The sequence below is a fragment of the Enterococcus sp. LX10 genome (genome assembly GCF_023539285.1).
Classification (GTDB): domain Bacteria; phylum Bacillota; class Bacilli; order Lactobacillales; family Enterococcaceae; genus Enterococcus; species Enterococcus faecalis.
On the sequence record NZ_CP092784.1, the window covers coordinates 1,191,405 to 1,215,213 of the forward strand.

17 protein-coding genes and 1 pseudogene are annotated in these 23,809 nt (G+C 35.6%); 17 read left to right on the top strand and 1 reads right to left on the bottom strand.

All coding sequences use genetic code 11. The features are described from left to right. Positions 1-7 precede the first annotated feature (7 nt). The 17 genes and pseudogenes from MKZ30_RS05750 to trxB all read left to right on the top strand — a co-directional run bounded on the left by MKZ30_RS05750 (position 8) and on the right by trxB (position 23,124). Positions 8-4,255: a 2-hydroxyacyl-CoA dehydratase gene (locus MKZ30_RS05750; protein ID WP_033601339.1), complete on the top strand. Its 4,248-nt coding sequence runs from the start codon at positions 8-10 to the stop codon at positions 4,253-4,255. Positions 4,256-4,461: 206 nt separating this feature from the next. After that, complete coding sequence (locus MKZ30_RS05755; RefSeq protein ID WP_002357800.1) at positions 4,462-5,169, top strand: GntR family transcriptional regulator; 708 nt, start codon at positions 4,462-4,464, stop codon at positions 5,167-5,169. Between the two features lie 417 nt (positions 5,170-5,586). Beyond that, positions 5,587-5,880 (top strand): WXG100 family type VII secretion target, encoded by a 294-nt coding sequence (locus MKZ30_RS05760; protein WP_002357798.1) that lies wholly within the window; start codon positions 5,587-5,589, stop codon positions 5,878-5,880. Between the two features lie 27 nt (positions 5,881-5,907). Beyond that, positions 5,908-9,384: a type VII secretion protein EsaA gene (esaA, locus tag MKZ30_RS05765; RefSeq protein WP_033601340.1), complete on the top strand. Its 3,477-nt coding sequence runs from the start codon at positions 5,908-5,910 to the stop codon at positions 9,382-9,384. A gap of 2 nt (positions 9,385-9,386) precedes the next feature. Then, entirely contained in the window at positions 9,387-9,884 is a 498-nt protein-coding gene (locus tag MKZ30_RS05770; protein WP_033601341.1) for a hypothetical protein, read from the top strand. 14 nt (positions 9,885-9,898) lie between these two features. After that, complete coding sequence (locus tag MKZ30_RS05775; RefSeq protein ID WP_033601342.1) at positions 9,899-10,168, top strand: EsaB/YukD family protein; 270 nt, start codon at positions 9,899-9,901, stop codon at positions 10,166-10,168. Further along, a pseudogene (gene essB / locus MKZ30_RS05780) lies at positions 10,165-11,336 on the top strand (type VII secretion protein EssB). Before MKZ30_RS05775 ends, essB begins: the two are co-directional and overlap by 4 nt. Beyond that, positions 11,317-15,765, top strand: coding sequence for a type VII secretion protein EssC (essC, locus tag MKZ30_RS05785; RefSeq protein WP_033601344.1), 4,449 nt, complete (start codon positions 11,317-11,319; stop codon positions 15,763-15,765). The pseudogene essB and the gene essC overlap by 20 nt, the downstream one beginning before the upstream one ends. A 14-nt stretch (positions 15,766-15,779) precedes the next feature. Next, a complete protein-coding gene (locus MKZ30_RS05790; RefSeq protein WP_002407020.1) occupies positions 15,780-16,652 on the top strand; it encodes a DUF6232 family protein in 873 nt (290 codons plus the stop codon). A gap of 12 nt (positions 16,653-16,664) precedes the next feature. Next, positions 16,665-17,111 carry a YwqH-like family protein gene (locus tag MKZ30_RS05795; protein ID WP_002361714.1) on the top strand — a complete coding sequence of 149 codons (447 nt, stop codon included), beginning with the start codon at positions 16,665-16,667 and terminating at the stop codon, positions 17,109-17,111. A 19-nt stretch (positions 17,112-17,130) separates the two neighbouring features. Beyond that, positions 17,131-17,403, top strand: a complete 273-nt coding sequence (locus tag MKZ30_RS05800) for a hypothetical protein (RefSeq protein WP_002407019.1) — start codon at positions 17,131-17,133, stop codon at positions 17,401-17,403. Positions 17,404-17,416: 13 nt separating this feature from the next. Beyond that, positions 17,417-18,061, top strand: a complete 645-nt coding sequence (locus tag MKZ30_RS05805) for a DUF4176 domain-containing protein (protein WP_002407018.1) — start codon at positions 17,417-17,419, stop codon at positions 18,059-18,061. Between the two features lie 15 nt (positions 18,062-18,076). Beyond that, positions 18,077-19,618, top strand: a complete 1,542-nt coding sequence (locus MKZ30_RS05810; RefSeq protein ID WP_033601345.1) for a T7SS effector LXG polymorphic toxin — start codon at positions 18,077-18,079, stop codon at positions 19,616-19,618. Further along, positions 19,606-20,325, top strand: coding sequence for a hypothetical protein (locus tag MKZ30_RS05815; RefSeq protein ID WP_002361726.1), 720 nt, complete (start codon positions 19,606-19,608; stop codon positions 20,323-20,325). The genes MKZ30_RS05810 and MKZ30_RS05815 overlap by 13 nt, the downstream gene beginning before the upstream one ends. A 239-nt stretch (positions 20,326-20,564) precedes the next feature. Beyond that, positions 20,565-21,011: a hypothetical protein gene (locus MKZ30_RS05820; RefSeq protein WP_025189366.1), complete on the top strand. Its 447-nt coding sequence runs from the start codon at positions 20,565-20,567 to the stop codon at positions 21,009-21,011. Between the two features lie 8 nt (positions 21,012-21,019). Further along, positions 21,020-21,469, top strand: a complete 450-nt coding sequence (locus tag MKZ30_RS05825; RefSeq protein ID WP_010712385.1) for a DUF5085 family protein — start codon at positions 21,020-21,022, stop codon at positions 21,467-21,469. Positions 21,470-22,209: 740 nt separating this feature from the next. Continuing rightward, entirely contained in the window at positions 22,210-23,124 is a 915-nt protein-coding gene (gene trxB, locus MKZ30_RS05830) for a thioredoxin-disulfide reductase (RefSeq protein WP_002357780.1), read from the top strand. A 41-nt stretch (positions 23,125-23,165) separates the two neighbouring features. On the opposite strand, the gene MKZ30_RS05835 is transcribed toward trxB, so the two are convergent. Further along, on the bottom strand, positions 23,166-23,627 hold the full coding sequence (locus MKZ30_RS05835; RefSeq protein WP_010816474.1) for a DUF8821 family protein: 462 nt from the start codon (positions 23,625-23,627) through the stop codon (positions 23,166-23,168). Positions 23,628-23,809 lie beyond the last annotated feature (182 nt).

The following is a 23,809-nucleotide window of genomic DNA, read 5'->3' on the forward strand; positions in this document are numbered from 1 at the left end:
TTAATTGATGGTTATGAGAGCAGGGATTGATGTTGGGTCAACGACAGTAAAATTAGTATTTTTAAATAAGCAAAATCAGCCTATTTTTACAAAATATGAACGCCATTTTTCAGATGTCAAAGCAGCAACGGAACGCATTTTAAAAGAAGGGCTAGCAAGGATCGGTGCAGACCAACCTGTGACAATGAGCATAACTGGCTCTGGTGGTATGGGGCTGGCTGAGGTATTAGGGATTCCCTTTGTTCAAGAGGTTATCGCGTGTACACGAACTGTTGAAACAATAATCCCAGAAACGGATGTTGCTATTGAACTTGGCGGAGAAGATGCAAAAATCACTTTTTTTGATGGTGCTTTAGAGCAACGAATGAATGGTAGTTGTGCAGGTGGGACAGGCGCCTTCATCGATCAAATGGCTGTTTTACTTAAAACGGATGCCAATGGAGTGAATGAATTGGCGAAGAATTATCAAACTATTTATCCGATTGCTTCCCGCTGTGGGGTTTTTGCTAAAACGGATGTTCAACCTTTAATCAATGAAGGAGCAGCGAAAGAAGATATCGCGGCGAGTATTTTTCAAGCGGTAGTTAATCAAACAATCGCCGGGTTAGCTGCTGGTCGCAAAATTAAAGGTAAAGTAGCGTTTTTAGGGGGACCTTTATTTTTCATGTCAGAATTGAGAAAACGGTTTATTGAAACCTTAGCAATTCAGCCAGAAGATGTTATTTTTCCAGAACAACCGCAACTGTTTGTAGCAATGGGAGCAGCACTTTATTCAGAAGATGCAGCCGAATGTACATTGGAAGAATTAATTCAGCGCTTAGTGAACAGCCAGGCTACTGATTTACAGCCGAGCGACACGTTACCACCGTTATTTAACAGCGCAGAAGATTTAGCAGATTTTCGAGAAAGACACGCGCAAGCCCAAGCAACGGAGAAACCTTTATCTCAACATACTGGCGTGGCCTTTTTAGGGATTGATGCAGGCTCAACAACGACAAAAGTCACATTGATTGATGAAGATGGTCATTTGTTGTTTTCTTTTTATGGTAATAACCAAGGGCAACCTTTAGAAACCACCATGACAGTACTGAAATCACTTTATCAACAACTGCCTGAAGAAGTTTTTATCGGAAAAGCGGCTGTTACAGGATATGGAGAACAGCTAATAAAAAATGCGTTAAAAGTCGATATTGGTGAAGTTGAAACGATGGCCCATTACAAAGCAGCCAACCATTTTCAGCCAGGTGTGGATTTTATTTTGGATATCGGAGGACAAGATATGAAAGCGATGACCATTAAAAATGGCGTGCTTTCCTCCATTCAATTAAATGAGGCTTGTTCTTCTGGGTGCGGTTCTTTTATCGAAACCTTTGCGCAATCTTTAAAATATAATGTGAAGGATTTTGCTTTGGCGGCTTTAGAATCGCAAGCGCCTGTTGATTTAGGTTCTCGGTGTACTGTTTTTATGAACTCAAAAGTGAAACAGGTTCAAAAAGAAGGGGCCTCTGTCGGCGATATTTCTGCTGGACTATCTTATTCAGTCATCAAAAATGCCATTTATAAAGTAATTAAGGTTCGCCGACCTGAAGAGTTGGGAGAAAAGATTGTCTGCCAGGGAGGAACATTTTACAATGAAGCGGTCTTGAGAGCTTTTGAAACAATTAGCGGTCGTGAAGTGGTTCGTCCTTCTATTGCTGGTTTGATGGGGGCCTATGGGGCAGCGCTGATTGCTTTGGACGCTTATGAAATTGGGGAAGAAACCACGCTTCTTTCTTTAGAAGAGTTAGCGGCATTTACCTCTGAAAAGGAATTTACTCATTGCGGCTTGTGTGAAAACAATTGTCAATTAACGGTCACAGTGTTTTCAGATGGGCGCCAATTTATTACGGGAAATCGCTGTGAACGTGGTGCGCGAATTAAAATTAAACGAGAAGAACGCAAAGTGAATTTGGTTGATTATAAGTACCGTAAGTTATTTAAGTACCGACCTTTGCGGGAAAATAAAGCGGTTCGTGGGCGTTTGGGTATCCCTAGAGTCCTAAACATGTATGAAAATTATCCTTTGTGGCATACATTTTTTACTGACTTGGGCTTTCGGGTCGAATTATCGCCACGTTCTAATAAGCAAATCTATGAACAAGGTCTTGAAACGATTCCAAGTGATACGGTTTGTTACCCAGCGAAAATGGCGCATGGACATATTCAAGCATTAATTGATGCGCAAGTGCCAATTATCTTTTATCCTGGTGTTGTTTTTGAACAGCAAGAAACAGTGGAAGCAGATAATCATTTTAATTGTCCAATTGTGCAAAGCTACCCAGATGTTATTCGAAATAATGTGGATGCCATCAGAGAGGGCCAAGTGGATTATCGAAATCCCTATCTTAATTTAGCGAATGAAGCTGCAGTTGCCAAAGTTTTAGCTGAAAATTTTGCTGATTTAGGGATTTCCCTAGAAGAAATTCAAACAGCGCTGCATCATGGTTATCAAGAATTAGCAGCTTTTAAAAAAGAAATTCAAGAAAAAGGCGAAGAAACGTTAGCCATGTTAACCGAAAAAGGCCAGAGAGGAATTGTCTTATCGGGACGACCGTATCACTTGGATCCAGAAATTAATCACGGCATTGCCGAAGTCATTACACAGGAAGGATTCCATGTCTTGACAGAAGACAGTATCTCGCATCTTGGAGACGTGCAGAATTTACGTGTGGTGAATCAATGGGTCTATCATTCTCGCTTATATGCGGCGGCTAAAGTAGTGGCTAAGACGAAAAATTTAGAACTTGTCCAACTGAATTCCTTTGGTTGCGGCTTAGATGCTGTGACAACCGATCAAGTAGAAGAAATCATGGATCGGTCTGGCAAAATTTATACAGTCCTCAAAATCGATGAAGGCGCGAATTTGGGCGCAATTCGTATTCGGTTGCGCTCCTTGAAAGCGGCTGTCAATGAGCGGGAGAAGCAACAGTTTGTTCCGCATATGCAAATGGAAGAGCCAGAGAAAATAGTGTTTACAAAACAAATGAAAAAAACACATACTTTACTGTTACCAATGCTTAGCCCGATTCATCAATCTGGATTAGTCGATGTAGCATTACAAGCTTCTGGCTATCATGTCGTCTGTTTGCCTGCGCAGGATAAAGAAGCCGTGAATGTCGGGTTAAAATATGTCAATAATGATGCATGTTACCCAGCAATTATTTCTATCGGACAACTAGTCGAAGCTTTGGAAAGTGGTCAATATGATTTGGATAATGTCAGTGTTTTAATGACGCAAACGGGGGGCGGTTGTCGCGCAACGAATTACATTCCATTATTAAGAAAAGCCTTAAATGATGCTGGTTTTTCTCAAGTTCCTGTAGTTTCAGTTTCGATGGGTAATAAAGGGGTCGAATCCAATCCAGGATTTAAATTTACGTTGCCAATGATCAAACGCTTAGTAGTTGCCTTTTTATATGGTGACTTATTCGAACGAGTAGTTTATCGAACAAGACCTTATGAAACAGAAAAAGGAATGGTGGATCAACTGCACCAAGATTGGCTAAAAAGAGTGGAAGCCAATGTCCGGAATGGTTCGCTGACACAATTTAATCACTTCATGAAAAAAATTATTCGGACGTTTGATGAAATTCCTTTACAAGAGATAAAAAAACCAAAAGTCGGTGTGGTCGGGGAAATTTTAGTGAAATATTCGCCGACAGCGAATAATGATATTGTGCGTTTGCTAGAAGAAGAAGGTGCTGAAGCAGTTGTGCCAGATATTGTTGGCTTTATGAACTATTCTTTGTACAATCAAATTTGGAAATACGAAAATATGGGCATGTCAAAACAAAGCAAACGTTTAGCAGAATTTGCGATAAAAATCATTGAATTGGTAGAAAAACCAATGGATAAGGCATTGAGAAAGTCGGTCCGTTTTGATGGCATTCATTCCATTTATGATATGGCAGCAGACGCAAGTAAAATTTTATCAATTGGCAATCATACGGGTGAAGGTTGGTTTTTAACAGCTGAAATGATTGAGCTCTTAAAACATGAGGTGAATAACATCGTTTGTATGCAGCCGTTTGGATGTTTACCGAACCATATTGTTGGAAAAGGGGTCGTGAAAGAGCTACGACGTCAATATCCGCAAGCAAACATTGCGGCGGTGGATTATGATCCAGGGGTATCTTTGGTCAATCAGTTGAACCGAATCCGTTTGATGATGGCCACAGCGAACAAGTTGTTGAAAGAAGAAAATGTAAAAAGATAATAACTAATAGAAATTCGTTTAAAAACATTTGACTTGGTCACTTTTTACTGACTAAGCCAAATGTTTTTGTTATAAAAAGAAAGCATGCAACTAGACCAACTTTGATAAAAATTCCAATTCCTCTTTTATTTATCATTTTTTGGTTGTTTATACGGTCTATACCAGTTATAATAGAAGAGGAGATGAACGAAGAGGAGGAAGCGTAAATGGTTCAAAATATACCAATTTATATTCAAATTCACGATAAAATCAAAGAAGATATTGAAAAAGGTGTCTGGAGTATCGGGGATCGTTTGCCCTCTGAGCGAGAATTAGCCTTGAAATTTGATGTTAGTCGAATGACCTTACGCCAAGCCATTCAGACGTTAGCAGACGAAGGGATTTTAGAACGAAAAATCGGTTCAGGAACGTATGTAGCACGTAAGAAAGTTCAAGAAACAATGACAGGTACCACTAGTTTTACAGAAATTACCTTGTCTCAAAATCGCGTTCCTTCTAGTCGGACGGTGTCTTATTTTGTAGCGAAACCTAGTTCTAGTGAGATGGAAAAATTACAACTAGGTCCAGAAGATTCAATTTTACGAATGGAAAGAATTCGTTTTGCGGATGACATTCCGATTTGTTTTGAGGTGGCGAGCATTCCTTATTCATTGGTCTCGCAATATGGCAAATCTGAAATCACGAACTCTTTTTATAAAACACTTGAAGCTAAATCTGGCCACAAAATTGGCCATTCTAACCAAACAATCTCTGCTGTTCAAGCATCGGAACAGATCGCAGAATACTTAGAGATTAAACGAGGTGATGCGATTCTGCGTGTGCGCCAAGTATCCTATTTTGAAAACGGACTACCTTTTGAATATGTTCGTACGCAGTATGCAGGAAGTCGATTTGAGTTTTATTTAGAGAAGTAGAGAAAAAGAATGAATAAAAGATAGGAAAACTTATCAATGTGATAAGTTTTCCTATCTTTTAATTTTTTTTTTGCTAAAGAAATAAATTGTTTTTTTAATAAAATACATGTTTACTTGTTAATTTATCTGACGTTAAAAAATAACAATTTAACAGAATTTATTTATTTTTTAAAATTTTATTTAAATATTTTTTGAATAATTTTTGTTTATCAGTTGTTTTTGTTTTTATTTTGATGGATATTGATTTGGACGGGTTTTTAATGTTGTTTTTAAGAGTTTTTATTTGTTTATTTTATTGTTATATTTATTTTTATGCGAATACGTATATTTTTAAATAGTTGTTGACTATATTTTTTATATATAGTTATAATATTTGTAACAGGTAATAAAACTATAAAAAATGTGGAGGGATTACTTATGGCAGGATCAATTGCTGTAACACCAGAACAACTGAAATCACAAGCGAAAGTATATTCGCAAGCATCGTCTCAAATTCAAGATGCAATTCGTAAAGTGAATTCAATGAACCAACAAATCTCACAACAATGGAAAGGGCAAGCATTTCAAGCGTATCTGGAACAGTACAATCAATTAGAAGGTAATGTCAAACAGATGGAAGAATTATTGATTAGTATTAATCAACAATTAAACAAATATGCAGATACTGTCGCAGAACGTGACCGTCAAGATGCAGGATCATTTGGCTTTTAATTGATCAAAGATTGAAGCGCTAGCGCAATGAATTGCACTAGCGCTTTTTCTAAAGGAGAGAAGATAATGGAAGGGAAAATAAAAAAAGGTATCCCTTTTGCCTTAGCAATTGGAGCAACTTTCTTGTTATTACTTTTTTTCATTCATTTAGGGTTTAAAGATGAGAACGTGACTCGAAGTAGCAAAGATCAGACAACAAAGATGCAGTACGCATTAGTTAATGAAGATAAAGGCGCAAGTTTTGAAGGAAAACGTTATGCATTAGGTTCTGATTTTGTCACATTAATTAACAAAGATACAGCTAATCGATGGGAAACAACGACTCGGAATATCGCAACGTCTGGTGTTGAAAATGGACAATTCGATGCTCAAATTATTATTCCGCAAGATTTTTCGGAGAAACTATTGTCACTGCAAGCTGTTAGTCCAGAACAGGCTTTTGTTGAATACCAAGTGCGAGACGGGCAAAATGAATTGACCAATCAAGCAATTCAAGACAAAGTAAATACTATTTTAAAAGATTTTAACCAACGCGTAATTCAGATGTATTTTTCCAGTATTGTTGGAAATTTGGTTATCGCACAACAAAACGTTAACCAAATTACTGATACGCAGTTGCTGTATCAAAATCAATTAGAAGAAACAATTCAGCAACCATTTAAAGAAATTCCCATGAATTATACGACAGTATTAAGTACGGCTAGTATTTTAGATGAGGACAATAAATTATTTACAACCGAGCAAGAAGCGTTTGTAAAATCAGTACAAACCTTATTAGAAAGCAATAATCAGAGCTTAGAATCAACTAGTAAAACAACGGAAGATACGAAAAAATCAGTGGGCGAGTATTCGAAAGAAGCAAATGAAAAAATAAAAAAATCAATTGCACAATTTAATGAACAGTTTGAGAGACAAAAACAAGAATTGACTAATCAATGGGAAAGTGACACGACAGTATACAAACAACAATTCGATCAACTAAATGGAATGGTAATCAATCAGTTTAGCTCCTTCTATACACCAAGTGAACAAGGAAGCTCAGGGATTTATGTTGACTTTTTATCAGAATCTAAATTATTTCAAGAAACACAAAGCAATCGCATTAGCGAACTACAAAAAGAAATAGCAGAACTACATATGCAAGTAGAACAATTAACTGCGTTAAAAAAGCAAATTGCGGCTACATATTATAATGATCTTGAAGCAACACCTGAGATAGCAACAGACACTCAAATTAAGCAAGCGATTATTCAGTTAATTACGAACGAAAAAGAAAATATACCTAACTTAGATAAAAATTATCAGGAAAGATTGGAAGAATCACTAAGTGAAATTTCTTTTGTAAGTTTAGAAAGACTCGTTAGTGAATTAGAAATGAATAATAGGATTTCAGTTGAACAAGGGAATCTTTTCCGTGATGAGTTACAAATTATTCAGCGATATGCAGAACAGCATGAACTTGATTTCACCAATTCAAGCCGCTTTATGTATTTGGAACCTAAACAACTTCATGAAGATACTATAGCGATTCCACAAGAAAAAGTAACTTTTTCACTAGCGACAAATCAAGAGTCGGTTATTTCATTACGACAAACCAATACACAAAATGGCGAATTGTCATTTCTTTTAGATGATTCAAAAGTTCAAACAATTAAAACATCTTTGAATCAGCAGTTAGCAGGTGCAGGTTACAGCATTGATATTTCAGCAATTACCCCAACACAGCTAACAATTACCAAACCAGTGAAAATACAAGCTGAGATTCCTGAGAATGATGAAGTGGACGAAGAAAATACGCAAGAAGAGTTGGCAGAAGAATCCGAAGAAGAATCTGAAAAAGTAACTGAGCCAGCAAATGATTTGCTCTCACTTCCAGAAAAACTTTCTTTAACAATTGACTTACCAATGGCTTGGCAACTGACACCAGAACAACAAAAAACAGCATTTAATCAGATCAATTATTCTTGGTGGGTAAATAATGAGCTTCAAAATGTACGTTCGTTTGCTGTGTATATTGCAATGGACCAACCATTAGTAACCGATATTCCTGAAATCATGAAGCAATTTCAACTTTTAGATACTGTATCACAACAAATTGTGACTTTATATGGTACGCCTAATCAAAGTCTATCTATTCAAGAGTATGCAGCAATGTTAACCGCTCCTGAAAATCAGGATAAAACAATTGAAGAGTTAGCGGGTGAGACATCCATTTACTGGATGTACGACAATATCACTGAAAACGAGCAAACCATGATGATTACAGATAAATTATTAGACGAATATAAAAAAACAGGAAATCAATTATATCGAGAAACAGATGAACAAATTAATCAATTGAAACAATTAATTGGTACTGAGACAGATCAAAATGCAGACGGACGACCTACAACACTTTACGGAACATTAAATTTAATGACAGTCCCTGAAAAATTATTACGAGAAGCGGAGAAATTAAATACATGGTTTGATGAAGCAACAAAACAAGTCAATGCGACATATGCTACTTGGCAAGAAGCTGGAAAAGTGGGAGCTACTTCTGTAATTGATGAAAGAAATCCACATCCAGAAGAAAATCAAACCACCACTTTAGATGTAGAAACAGAAAATTTAGTTAAAATGATGCAAACGTTAATGCAAACAACGAAAGAAACTAGTCTAACAACAGCTGATTCAGCAGCCAAAGTCAAAGATGTTGCCCCGACTATCAAAGAATTGAAAGCCTCAACAACCAAAGTTCAAGATCATGCGCAAAATATCTTAGCAAACTTAAATGATTCAATTGATGAGTCAAAGAAAACAACCAAAGAAAATGAAGAGTATGCCAAAACATTTGAAAAAGTATTGGCTAATACAAGAGACGGCGGTGCTGATAATCCACGGGTATTTAGTTTCCTTGCGAGCCCAATTCAAGGAGAAGGAATCTTTGGCGAAACACGACAAGTCTCTTTAATTCCCTATTACGCTACCTTGATTGTTAGTATTCTAACATTCGTTATTGCGCTAACTTTCCAAGGCTTTATGAAGAAAAGAACAGTTACTGTAGCGGATGCGTTGGTTGAACCAACCAGAGTTTGGCAAAATATACCAAATCTGTTATTACTCTTGATTACGGTTATTTTGTTTGGGAGTGTCTTTTCACTTCTACTGGTGTTCAATGTATCTCAAATAAATCGATTCGCTTGGTTTAGCTATAGTTTCTTAGTATTTGCTAGCGGTTCCCTTTTGGTTTGTGCTTGTTTACGCCAATTTAAAAAACTTACTTTATATGTTTATGGAGCTATGCTGGGGTTATTTTTCATGTTGACACCTTTATTAGGCATTGCAACAAAGGTAGGCTCATTAAGCAATTGGCTCTATCGTTTATCGCCGCTTCAAAATATCCAAAATGGCTTTACTGCTTTAGTAAATGGCGTACAAATTAGTTGGGTTAGTTACCTTATTTTAATCGTTTTACTTGTTTTAGGTATTGTCCTTAACTTATTTGTACGACCGGAGGAATAGCCATGAGAAAAATAATAAAAATAGTGATTGTTCTAAGTGTTAGTATGCTCTATTTGTCATTGACATCAACAAAAACAAAAGCAGAAGAAGTAGGCACTTTAAAAATAAATAATCAAGTGCTCTACCAAGACAATCAGCAGAAAAAAAACGTAGAAGTGAATTTCATTATCCCAGATTTGTTTTTACCGATAAAAGCAGAGAGAGAAAAAGAAGTCAATCAAAGTAAAGCGAGGGTTGTCAACGAAGCAAAAAATGATGTATTTAGGACAGAACAGAATGCAAAAACATTAGCAGTTGATAAAAAGGTAAGGCCTTTTCTGTTCAAAGAGACGGCAACGGTCACTTCTCCTGAAAGTGTTGAATCTCTTGGGGTTCACCGAGAAATATCCATAAACTTTTGGTTGTACAGTGGTATTTTTTTAGGAAGTATAGTTATTTTATTCGTTGGTGTTTTTCTAGGAAACCGTTTTTCATATCATCGTGCACAAAGCGGAAATTAAGGAGTGAAAGAAACATGAACAAAAGAACATCGATTGGTATCGGCTTACATGTGTCGAATCAAATTATTGATTTGCAAATCCCTAATCAGGTATCAGTTGCACGTTTAAAAGAATTGTTACGCGAATCGTTTGAGTTGTTGCCAATCCGTTTGCCAGCATCATTTGAATTGGTTGTTTTGAATAAACCAATTCATTTAGCTGACAATCAATTAATTGCAGATTATCCATTAGGGAATGGCGACCAACTAGTAGTAAAAGAAATTATAAAGGAGACACATGGATGAGCGAGTTAAAGGATATTTCAGAGACAATCACGTTAGAAGCAACAAAAGAATATGTTCAAGTGACATTACAAGCAAATCAATATCAGTTAGAAAAACTAGAACAGTTTCAACAATTTTTAAAATCAAGTCGTGGATTTTTATCGGGAAAAATAATACAAGCAACGGAAGAAGCGTTAGTGATTCAATACCATAAGGATCAATATATGCAATCCATTTTACAAGCGATAAAAAAATGGATCAATATGAGCGATTATTGTTAGCGCAAAGAGTTCATTATTTGGTTGATTTCTTAGGTACACCGGTCCAACCCTTTATTCATCCAGAAAACATCTATATCTTAGGAGAAGAATTATTAATTGCTCATCGTGGTTTTATGCAGGTCATTGTGCCTTATTCAGCAGATGAAAGAGAATTTTTTAAACAATATCGAGCGCTGATTTTAGCAATCTTACATCCAAAGTATGAGTATGAACAATTGATTCAAGGGAATGGCACCCTGAAAGATACGCTATCTAAACAATTACAAGAGGCGAAAACAATCAATGAAATTGAGCAAATCATTGGTGAACAAGTCATTCGTCAAAAAGCCAAGCGTGAAGCAGAAACCAAATTAGTGAGTAAAAAAAGTTATTTAACCTTTAAATGGGCCAGCTTAGTGTTATTGGCTTTAACGCTACTTTTTGCAACTACAACAGTGATTTATGTCTTAAAAAAATTACCAGCCCAAGAGCGAGTGAGTTTGGCAGAAGCGCAGTATATTTCTAATGACTATGCAAGTGTTACGAAAACATTAAAAGAAGATACACCAGAAGAATTACCGATAGGAGCTAAGTATGTTGCTGCTGTTAGTTCTGTCCAACTAGATAATTTATCAAATGAACAAAAAACAGCAATTTTAAATAATTTATCTCAAAAATCTAGTGAAAATACCTTACTTTATTGGATTTATATTGGCAAAGGAGACTTTGAAAAATCATTAGATATTGCCCAAAATTTAGGCGATAACCAATATATATTACATGCCTATACAAAATTATATGATGCAACCAAAGCCAATAACAAAATGAACGGCGAGAAAAAACAAGCATTGTTAAAAAAATATGAAGAAGCGATTAATAAATACATGAAAATCTTGGGAGGAAAAACGGATGACAACGAAAATCATTAAAAAATTGGTCTCTGTGAATGATCAAATTCATACATCTAGCATGATTTATTTTGACATTTTTTATTTTGGTCCCCAACTTCTTCACCGTCAAATTACGGCTAAAAACCCAAGTGTTTCAATCAATCAACAATTATTTTTTTACGAAAATGAAGAATTATTCTGTAATGGTGAAACCTTTGATTCTGCTGAAAATTTTTCTGTTTTTCCCCACGAAGAATTGATTACTGTCACCACCAATAAACCACAGAAAGATTTTTTAATTGCCTCTGCCAAAAATGCTGCGATTTCATTAGAAACAGATGCCATCATCAATATTACACTAGCACCAGAAACTGGGGAATATATAGCAACGATTTATCCCGGAGAAGATACGATTTACTACAATCATTATTTAGTTGAAAAAGGAAGCTATGCTTTTGCAGTCGGTGATCAATTAGTTGTCAATGGCTTAATCATTGAAGTTCGGGAAAAACAATTAAAGTTAACAAGTCTAGGAGCTACATATTCCCTGAATCCTTGGCAAATTGTAGAAGAGGAGGTTATTCCAGAATATCCTGTCGATTTCCCGTCATTTCGACGAAGTCCACGGATCCACTTGAAGGAGCCAAAAAAACAAATAGAAATTGCTGCCCCAAAAGCCAAACAAACAGAAGGGAAAAATGAACTGTTACGGACGATTGTCCCACCTTTAGGAATGGTAGTTTTGAGTGGCGCAACAAGCTTTTTAAGTGGGGGCAATCCAATTATGATGCTTAGTATGGGCGGAGCGAGTTTATTGACGGCTGGTTTTTCAGTCTCTAGTTATTTCACCAATAAAAAAGAAACAAAGCAAAAGAATATCGAACGGACAAATAGCTACGAACAATATTTAATACAAGAGAAAGCTCGTTTAAGTATCTTGCAACAAGAACAAAAAGAGGCCTTGGAATATATGAATCCTGCCATGAACGAATTAGCCTTAATGACAAAAGAGTATCATGCGCGGATATATGAACGCATGATGACTAATGAAGATTTTTTGACAGTTCGCTTAGGGGTTGGTGAAATTTCTTCAAGTTTTACGACAAATTATCAGTCAATGGAAGATGATTCACTAAGTCAAGAAGCTGAAGAACAATTAGTATGGCCATATAAACAATTAGAAAAGGCGCCGATTGTTGTACCACTAATGGGACAAACCTTAGGATTGGCGGGAACACCTGCTGTTTTAAGGACAGCCATTCAAACGTTGTTATTTCAAGTTTCTGTTTTACATTCCTATCGTGACGTAGAGTTTATTACTTTAGTACCAGAGGAAGATTATCAGAAAGATTGGCATTCTTGGCGTTGGTTGCCACACGTCAAAATCCGCAGTCTGAATTTGCGTGGGATTGTTCACGATCCTCAAACAAGGGATATGGTTTTAAATTCTTTCTATCAAATGATTACGAAACGTCGTCAACAAGTGCGCGAAGCCGGTAATGAAAAAGTTCACTTTCAACCACAGTATATTCTGTCGATTTTAGAGGAAAGCTGGTTGTCAGGGCATGGCTTAAATGAATTTTTAGCTGAAGATATGAGTCAATATGGTGTGACAGTTATTTGGGGAAAAGATGCTTTAAATATGTTACCAGAAACGACAACTACACTGATTGAGTATCAAAGTAGTGAAGCGGCGACTTTAATTAATCAAAATAATAAATATGTGAACCAAAACTTCGTTCCTAATCATTTACCGACTGTTTATCCGCTTGCTTATGCGATTCAGCGCTTGGCGAATTTGCAGCATGTGGAAGTGGAGAAGAATGCTATTCCTGAAGCAATTGACTTTTTAGAATTATATGATGTAAAGGAAATAAAGGATTTAAATGTAACAGACCGTTGGCAAAGAGCCGATACTTCTAAGTCTTTAGCAGTTCCTCTTGGTGTTCGTGGCAAAGATGACATTGTTTACTTGAACTTACATGAACGTGCCCATGGACCGCATGGACTTGTCGCAGGAACGACTGGCTCTGGTAAGTCTGAAATCGTTCAAAGTTATATGTTGTCATTAGCTGTTAATTTTGCTCCAGAAGATGTAGGTTTTTTACCTATTGATTTTAAAGGAGGCGGAATGGCTAACTTATTTGCAAAATTACCTCATTTGTTGGGTTCGATTACTAACTTAGATGGAGCTAGTTCAGCTAGAGCATTACAAAGTATTCGTGCAGAATTACAAAAACGACAACGAAAATTTGGAGAATACGGGGTTAACCACATCAATGGTTATACGAAATTATATAAACAAGGAAAAGAAATTACTGATCCAGAAGAAAAGAAAAGCTATCCAAGTGAGCCTTTACCCCATTTATTTTTAATTAGCGATGAATTTGCTGAATTAAAAGCCAATGAACCGGATTTTATGGCTGAATTAGTTTCAACCGCTCGGATTGGTCGTTCTCTAGGTGTGCATTTAATTTTAGCAACCCAAAAACCAAGTGGCGTTGTCGACGACCAAATTTGGTCTAATTCACGGTTTAAATTGGCATTAAAAGTTGCCGATGCCAATGATTCCAATGAGATCATTAAAACCCCAGACGCTGCTAGTATTACTCAACCGGGTCGTGCCTATTTACAAGTAGGGAATAATGAAATTTACGAATTATTCCAATCGGCTTGGAGTGGTGCTAACTATGATCCATTTGCTACCAGAGAAGAAAAAGTAGATGAACGGATTTGGTTAATTAATCAATTGGGACAATATGAATTATTAACTGCCGACCTTTCCGAAGAAGAAGAAATTTCTGTTAAAACAGAGGATGAGTTAACACAATTAGATGCAATTGTTGAAACAATTGCCAAGTATGCGAAAGAAAGTCAAGCAGTTTTACCAGAGAAACCTTGGTTACCTCCATTAGCAACAGAAATTGTTTCACCACTTTTTAAAACGCAATGGCAAGAACAACGAGAACTTTCTGTTCCTTTTGGTTTTATGGATATTCCAGCAAAACAAGAACAAGTCAATTTCAATTTTGATTTGCACGAATTAAATCATACTGCCTTATATGGTTCACCGGGGTTCGGTAAATCAACAGCTTTGCAAACCCTAGTAATGAACTTTGCTCGTAAAAATACACCAGAACAAGTTCAATTTAATTTGTTTGATTTTGGTACAAATGGGTTGTTACCGTTGAAAAAATTACCACATGTTGCTGATTTAGTCCGTTTAGAAGAAGAGGAAAAATTGGTTAAATTCTTAAAACGAATTCGTAAAGAAATTCAAGAGCGTAAAGATGCCTTTACTGAATACGGTGTTGCTAGTTTAAATCAATACGAAGAAAAATCAGGACAGAAATTACCAGTGATTGTTACGATTGTAGATGGGTTTGATGCAGTCAAAGAAAGCCCATTAGAAGATCCAATTGAATCTGTTTTAAATCAATTGCTACGAGAAGGAGCAAGTGTTGGCTTGTACACCATTATTGCGGTCTTAAGAACAAATAGCTTTAAAATGAGTATGACAAGTAATATCCCAACACATATCGGTTTGTATTTAGTAGAAGAAGATGCGATTCGTGATGTTGTTGGACGAGAAGCTTTGATTCCACAAGAAATTATGGGACGTGCACAAGTGAAATTAGAACAGCCGCAAGAAATTCAAATCTATCTACCAACAGAAGGGGAAAATGATATCGCTCGTTTAAACCGTTTAGAACAAGAAATTGAAAAGATGAACCAAAAATGGGGCGGTGAACGACCGCTACCAATTCCAATGTTACCGAAAACAATCGCTATGGCGAATCTATACAATCATCCACACGCTCAACAAATGCTGGAAAATATGGAGTTCCCTATTGCCTTTGATAAAGAAACGACTAACATAGTGGGCTTCAAACCAACGGAACATGGTTATTTTGTGATTGGTGATGATACACCACAACAAAATGAATCTGTTGAAAAAGTGATTATCGAAGACATGAAGCATTTTAGAGGGCGTGCCGAACGGATTATCTTTAACCATAGTGACCGTTTTGGCGGTTATGCAGATAGCTTTGATACAGTGATCGCAGGAACTGAATATGGAAGCTTTGTCAATGAATTATTACAGGAAATTGAACAACGACAAATGATTAGTGAGTATGAACCAATGTTGATTTATATTCCCGAAGCACAACAATTTGTTGAAAAATCCTTTATTAGTGCTGAAAACCTAAATATCCTACTGAAAAAAGGTAGCCAAGTCGCGATGTATTTTATTTTCCAAACCAATCAAAAATTATTGGAAAACAGTTTTAATGATGCCGATAAATTATTACGTGCTAATATCCCAGCAGGTATGGTTGGTACCAGACTCGCAGACCAAAGCTTTGTTAAAACGAAAAGTGATTATAATGAACCTGCCGTGGAATTGGATGAATCTCATTTCTTTGAAGGTCGAACAGCAATGCGGGTGAAGTTAGTAAGTGAATAAAAAGGAGTGGAATTATGAATAATGAATTGTCAAAATTAATTGATATGAAAAAGAGCGAAGAAGAAATTGAAACAAATCATTTTATTATCAAAGATAACATTTTAAGGTTTGATCATCTAACTTTACAATTAAGTAACATTTCCAGAATATATGCTGGAACTAAGCGGATGAGAATTCCTGTGATGGCGATAAGCATTTTTGTTTTAGCTTTTGGAACTATTCGGTTTGAAGGATTACGTTGGATTAGTTTAATTATTATGGGATTGACAGGATTGTATATCTATATGGTTTATCAAAGACATCAAAGTAATAAAGAATATTTAATCTTTCAACTAAATTCTGGAGATAATTACTCCCTTTATTTTCAAGATGCTGAATTTTTAAACAAAGTCCGTAATGCAGTTGAAGCAGCATTCAATCACAAAAATGTGTATTCAGAAATCAATATTGCGGAACAAAAAATTATTCAAGGAAATCACCATGTGATTCATGGCAACCAGGCCAACCTAAACACAGGGATTCAACAAGGCAATACAATGCATTCGAATAATCATGAAGAACATTCGTCAACTACTGTTGGGGATATCACAGATAGTACTATTCATCATTCGACATTTGGCAACCAGAATCATCAAAAAAATGAACAATCTGTTTATGATTGGCCGGTACTTGAAGCTAATTTTAAAGCAGTCATCACTTCATTGAAAAATGAAGACGAAACAAAACAAGTCAACAGGCAAGTGCTAAAAGCTGTTGAAGAAAAAGACGCAAAACAATTTGAGACAATCATTAAAATGAATCGGAAAATTTTTACGTCTAATCTATTTTTAAATACCGCTAGTGGTGTATTGGCTCAAGTGATTTCAACGATTTTAGGGATTCGGTAAAGGAGGAACCTCATGAGTGATGAAGCAATAAAAGCGCAAAAAAGAGCACTGGCAGCCGGAAAGCGTGCTGAAGCCAGTCATTTAAGTAGTCAGGTCAACACGGCACAAGCCAACAAAAATCAAATTGATCAGAAAATTCGAGAATTAGAAAAAGCAATTCGTGAATTAAGTCGAGAGATTCTTAGTATTCATCAATTGAAATCAACCGTTTCTAGTCAGTTAAAGAGTATTTCTGGAAGTAATTTTAAAGGCACACGACGGAATAAGTATAATGAAAAAGTTAGAAAAGTAGATAGTGATTTATCAAAATATGCCACAAAAAATCAAGAAAATTTACAAACATTTCAACGGAAATTGTCTAACTTACAAGAAGAAGCGCAACGTGAAGCCATGACAATCAGTTCATTAAATTCACAAATTTCGGCACTATTATCAATAGCAATGAGTTTGGATTCTTAATAAAGGAGTGAAAAAAATAATGAAAAGCGGTGTAAATTTATCGGAATGGATGCAATCTGTCAATAAAGCAAACAGCACAATTTCAGGAATTGGCAAAATGAAAACTGTATCTTTTTCTCAAACAAATGCGCGACCTTTTACAGAATTCAAAACAATGATAGAGCAAATCAATTCTTCTCTAGAAAGTTACAAAGAATTTGCAAAAGGAAGCACCAATAAAATGATTGCTGCCGGAAAAAATAAAGCCAATGATGATAAAGCGGGAGCTGCTACTATGAAAATTAGTCAATAAGGAGTGAAGAAAAATGAATCAACAACAAAAGGAGTTGTGGGTGGCTACTATAGAAAGTAGTAACCTGACTGGAGAAATAACAAAGGACACCATAAACGAACTCGGTTTAATTTTGGGCGGTCAACCCCAATTAGCTCAAAATATTTATCAAAGTTTCCTCAATCAAACCACAAGTTATGAACATAAACCAAGAATTGGCGCGATTATTCATATTAGTTTTGATTATGAAGAGGAAAGAGTCACTTTTGCTTGGTTAAAAAAACAAGTTGTATTGACCGTGCCACAATTTAAACGATTTATGGGTTTCGTTGATACAATTTTTACAGAAATCTATCCAATTGGAACCATTGTCGAATTAGATGAAGAATTATTAACCGAAGATGTTAAAGCGCTTTTTACTACAGATGAATTAGGTTTATTTGTTTCTGTTCAAGGGAGAAAATTAACCATTCCAGAAACGCAAATGATGATTGATTACGTAGGAACTTTATGGCCATTTGGATTACAAGCAGAGGTGGAGCCAATTTATTTTAACTCGGTCATGGTAAAACGAGTTATTTCAGAAGGGCCTACTAATGCATATGAGGAAAAGTTTACTTTTGAAGTTTTGAGAAAACAATTGGTGCAAGATGAAAAATATTCGTGTACGTATGTCTAATGAGGAGGTGGGCAAATGAAAATTAATATGCGTGAAGTAATGGAAGCTAAAAACAAAATTACTTCTTCCAGAAATAAACTACAAGCAGAAATCAATCGTGCCAAAAGCGATTGGAAAACAGTCCAAGGAAGTGATGCTTTATCTGGAAAAGTCAAAACAGCTATTAATGGTGAAATTGGTAATTACCAACTACCGATGCTAACCAATTATTATGATCTTTTACATACAATAGCACAAGAAATGGAAAAAACAATTAGTGATTTTAAAGCTAGTGTGAAGGAAAATAGTGAATCAGCCATCATTGATACAGATGCCTTAAATGAAGCAAAAGGAAAATTTTCAACACCGTTATCAAATTTTGCGAAATTAGATAAGAAAATTAGCAACATCTACAGTTCTGTAGCACATATCGTCCCTATTTCCGCACCATCCAATCAATTTAATAAAAAAATGGAAGAGGCTAAGAAAATTTTGACGGAAACGCTGAAAGGCATGGACACTTTTAACGGACGCAAAGCAGGCAGTGCTGTCAAAGACAAACTAGCCCAACAATCCAGCCAAATCACGAACGTCGGAGGATTAAGCTATAGCAATCCCAAATCATTGGAAATATTTACGGATAAAACATTTAAAAATGAAATAAAAGAAGCGCATAAAAAAGTCCAGGAAGAAGAAAAAGATAGACTTGCTTTTGAAAAAGACCATCCAATTTTAATGGCTATGGATGGTAATTTAACAGAAGAAAAGTTAGACGAACTAGATAAATTAATTAATCATGCGATAGCAAAAGGCGTTGTTTCAGGAAAAAAATATATAAACCATATGAAAAAATTATACATTTCTAGTCGTATCAAACGTCTGCCAAATGGAAAATTGGTAATGAGACGAGCAAAAGGCTGGCTAAAAAAATTAGATCAATTAGCAGATATTGATGATTATGTGCCAAAAGGTCATCGGTCATTAAGTATCACTGCATCGGGGACCGCAAAGGAATTTACTAAACTAGGAGATAAATTATTAGGCAAATTAGATTTAGTAGATAAGAAGTCTATTCTAAGAGAATCTGGTGAAGCTTTTAGTAAAGCAAGTATTAAAGGGGTCGCAAAGGGAACTCTAAAATCAATGGGGAAATCGTTAAAGAAAGGATTATCTTTTGGCGTTAACGGTGTTGTGAAAGATGCCAAAGCATTAATTAATGCAAAAGGTGCAGGAAAAATTATTCCCGGATTAAACATAGCGGCAGGTGCTGTGGAGGTTGTGCAAGGAATAAGCAAGAGTGAAAAACAGGCCAGAAAAGACGGATTGAAAGGGCAAGAAATTACCGCAAGTAAAGTGGGTGGTGCATTGGTGGATGTCGGGAAAGTAGCAGTGACAACGGCGGCGATAGGAGCTGTATCGGCGGGTGTAGCTACATTTGCACCAGTTTGGGCTGTTGTGGGGGCAGGGATAATAGTTAGCCAAGGTTTAAACTGGGCTGATAAACAAATGAATATAACAAAAAATATAAAATCAGGAGTTAACTCTATGATAAAAGGAGTATCTGGATGGTTCAAATAATATCTAATTTTATACCAAAATTTTATGAAAAAAATAGCAAAAAGAAATATACTATAAAGTCTTTTTCGTCAATGTTGGTTTGTTATATAGTGTTTATCACAATTTTTTTGTTAACTTATTGGTCAGGAAATAAAGAAAAAATATATAATCGTCATACAATAATTTTTGCTAATGTTCAATTAGGGATACTTATATTTTTTGTTGTATTAATAGTAACGGGTACAGTCGTATTTAAAAGTAATCAAAAACAAAAGTATATAGTAATAATTCCGTATATCTCATTGGTAATGTTGCTACTTCTCACAGTATCATATTTCTCGATCTTACTAAGTAATCCTGTTGAAAAATTTATTGTTGGTGAATTAATGGTTTTATTACTTTGGATATTAGGGATAATCATCAATAGTATATTAGTGTATCTCTCCCTAAAAAATAATAATTTTGATATCAGAGATAAGTATGCAAACTATTATATCAATTGTTTATCCATTTTAGCTATAATAGGTGCCATGGCTTCTACTGCATTGGATAATATTAATCTTTTTTATTTAGCATTGGTAGTAATGGTATCAGCCTTGCAATTTGCTTTAACTTTTCAAATACCAAGAATATTACAATATTGGAAAAAAGAATCAGAAAAAAATGAAAATACATCTGTATATGGGAATTCAATTGAAATGATGAAGAACAAGAGAACCAAAAAATAACTATATTTCTTCCAGAATTAAACGAATGTCAGACGGCACTTTAGTCATCAAAAAAGCCGGGAAATGGTTGAGTAAGTTTGATAAATTAACTGGCATTGATAACGATATGAGAAAAGGCAAAGACTTTACTTGACTCCAAGCACGCAAGGAGGCTTAAAACCAGCCTTCAAAGATTCAGTCAAAGGAATTGGTAGGGATTGAAAAATTTAAAAATAGATCGATTTTAGGAAATTAATTTAATGAAAAGAGGGAAAAAGATGATTGAAAAAGTATCATTGGAAATGAACAATTTAGTGTATATTGAAAAACGAGCAACAACAGATCAATTAGTGGATTTAATTTTACAATCAGAAGAATTAACTTATGAAGAAGGTTTTTATAAAAATGGACCAACAATGATTGAACTAAAACCAACTGAATTAAGTGAAGAACAACAAACGTATAAATTTTATATTCCTGTGAATGAGCCAGTTGAAAGTGGCGAGATTTTTACTGTAGAAAATATTCATTATGATCATCTAGTTCGTAAAAGAATTCCTTTTGATGATGAACTTGGTGCTAATATTGAGGAAATGACGGATTACTTGCTGGAACAAAAGATTGAATTTGACGATAAATTATTGTTGGTAATGACCTTAGTTTATGATGAATATTGGGTAGATGTTTTAATCCCAACAAAAGAGTAGGTGAAAAAATGAGAAAAACAATTGGCTATAAACAATCATTACATTATCAAAATGTCATCAGTCGTTATTATGTAACGACTTCAGAGGAGATGGGTCGTTGTTTAGAAGATGCTTTGGAAACAATTTTTGAAGCAGATTATTCTTTATCAGACAGCTTTTTCTATTCAATGAATTCTGACATTCGTGAAGAAGAATTGCTGATTCAAGTTTTTTTACCTGTCAATGAAGAATGGCAAGAGAATCTTCCAGCAGAATATCGTTTCCAATCTTATTTTCAGGTGAACAATATGTTAGCAACTAGAGCAAAAGGCGATAAGCTATCTGAATTCTCTAAAGCATTAGAAGAGTTAATCACTATAGTTGTTCAGGAAGATTTGACAATTGTTTCACCAATTTTCTATTGTCCGCAAGTAATAGATAATAAGGTATACACTGATTTGATGATTGGTGTTAAATAGTTTTGAACTGATTAGAGTTTTGTTGTAAGGAAAGAGGAGAGAAAAGTTTGAGTTTGCTTATAAATGAGGAAGAGATATTTGAAGTGAGACTGACTAAGGCAGATGGGTACAAAAAAATTGGTATAGGGCTAGGTGTTATTTTTGTCACACTTAGTTGCTTGGTATGGTTTTACTTTCCACTCTATAAAAATCCAGTGACAAGTAATATAATTTTTTTGTTTTTTTAACAGTAGTGGCTATACTAATCAGTGCTTTATCCTTACTTAAATTAATATGTATGTTTGCTTTTTTGATAATCGAAACCGGGATTGATGAGACTAAGTATATCAGAAAATATGGTGGCATTTTATATAGAATGGACAGTCATGGTTTGTCATATCATGAAAAGGGATTTCTAATAGTGCGTAGTTGGTCGGAGGTCATTGATGTAGGACTTTTCAGACAAATGGAAAGGGAGGTTATTTATAATTATCAAATAAAATTTAGTGATGGTGATAGACACACTTTTGATTTAAGAGGGAATTATCCAACGATAGCATTCAAAGAAAAAATTGAAGAATTCTGGTTTAAATACAATAGCTAAATTAATCTTCATTCCCCCTCCTAGAAAACACAAAACCATGGTACAATAACTTACGTAATAGACACACCTACTCCGAATGTCAAAAAAGGGCAGAAAAGTAGACAAGAAATTGTTTAAGGAGTAAAGTAAACTTACTTAAAATTTTGGGGGAAATAAAATGTATGATGTAATTATCATTGGTGCCGGTCCTGCTGGGATGACGGCAGCACTTTATGCATCACGGTCCAATCTTTCTGTATTGATGATTGAACGCGGTGCGCCTGGTGGGCAAATGAACAACACTGCTGAGGTAGAGAATTACCCAGGCTTTGATTCTATTATGGGTCCAGAATTGGCCTATAAAATGTATGAAAATGTAGAAAAATTTGGTACGGAAAATGCGTATGGTATTGTGATGGGCATTGAAGACCACGGATCCTATAAAGAAGTGATTTGTGATGACAAATCTTATGAAGCTAAAGCGGTAATTATTGCAACAGGCTGTGAACACCGAAAATTGGGTGTAAAAGGCGAAGAAGAATTTGCTGGCCGTGGTGTTTCTTATTGTGCCGTTTGTGATGGTGCTTTCTTTAAAAATAAACGCTTAGTAGTCGTTGGCGGCGGCGATTCTGCAGTTGAAGAAGCAATCTATTTAACGCAATTTGCTTCTGAAGTAGTGATTGTTCACCGTCGTGATGAATTGCGTGCGCAAAAAATCATTCAAGATCGTGCCTTTGCAAATGAAAAGATTTCCTTTGTTTGGGATACAGTTGTCGAAGAAATTGTTGGCAATGAAATGGTCGTGACAGGTGTGAAAGCCCGGAATGTCAAAACAGATGAAGTTTCTGAAATTGAAGCAAACGGCGTGTTCATTTACGTGGGGCTAGATCCATTAACAGAACCATTTAAAAAAGCTGGTATTACGAATGAGGCTGGTTGGATTGAAACAGACCAAGAAATGAGAACAAAAATTCCTGGTGTTTATGCCATTGGTGATGTCCGTGAAAAAACATTGCGTCAAATCACGACAGCGGTCGGTGAAGGCGGTATTGCTGGACAACAAGTATTTAACTATATTGAAGAATTAAAATAAAAAAATGCTTTTGCCTTTAATAATAAAGGCAAAAGCATTTTTTAATAGGTTCCTTTAATGCCAAAATAAGAGCCGCGAATGGTTCCAGCTAATTTTGATTTTTGACGAGCAAATTTGAATTTTCCTTCAAATTCTGCAGGAATTGCCATACCGTCTGAAAGTTTAAACCCAACGGCGCGTTTGCCTTCATCAGCTAATGTGTACATCACGTTAACTGCTAAGCCGTTTTCATAAAATACATAGGCCATTTTTATGCCATCTAAAGTGAAAGAAGAAATTTCAAGTGGCTTGTAAGGGAAATGTAATTCTCGTTCTAATAAAATTTTTTCAATCCAGGCCAATGTTTCTGGAGCTTCAGAGGCAGGGACGGTCGTAAAGCGATGTTTGTATTTATTCCAAAAATAGCGAGCTTCATTCGCTCTTAGTCCAGCAAGAGCAGGTGCCACTGGTGAACTTTCTAAACCAAGAGTGGCTACTTCTTTAAAATCAACTGTATAAACCATGAATTGATACTCCCATCTTTTCTTTTAAACTAAGTATAACGGTAGCAGGGGTAACGAACAATTATTATTGCTTAAAAGAATGAAATTAGGACAGAACGATCGGCTTCAGAAAATGTTAAGCTTTCCGAAAGCGTAGGTTCTGTCCCGAAGAGTATTTTAAGATTTGGTTATTTAGTGATAAG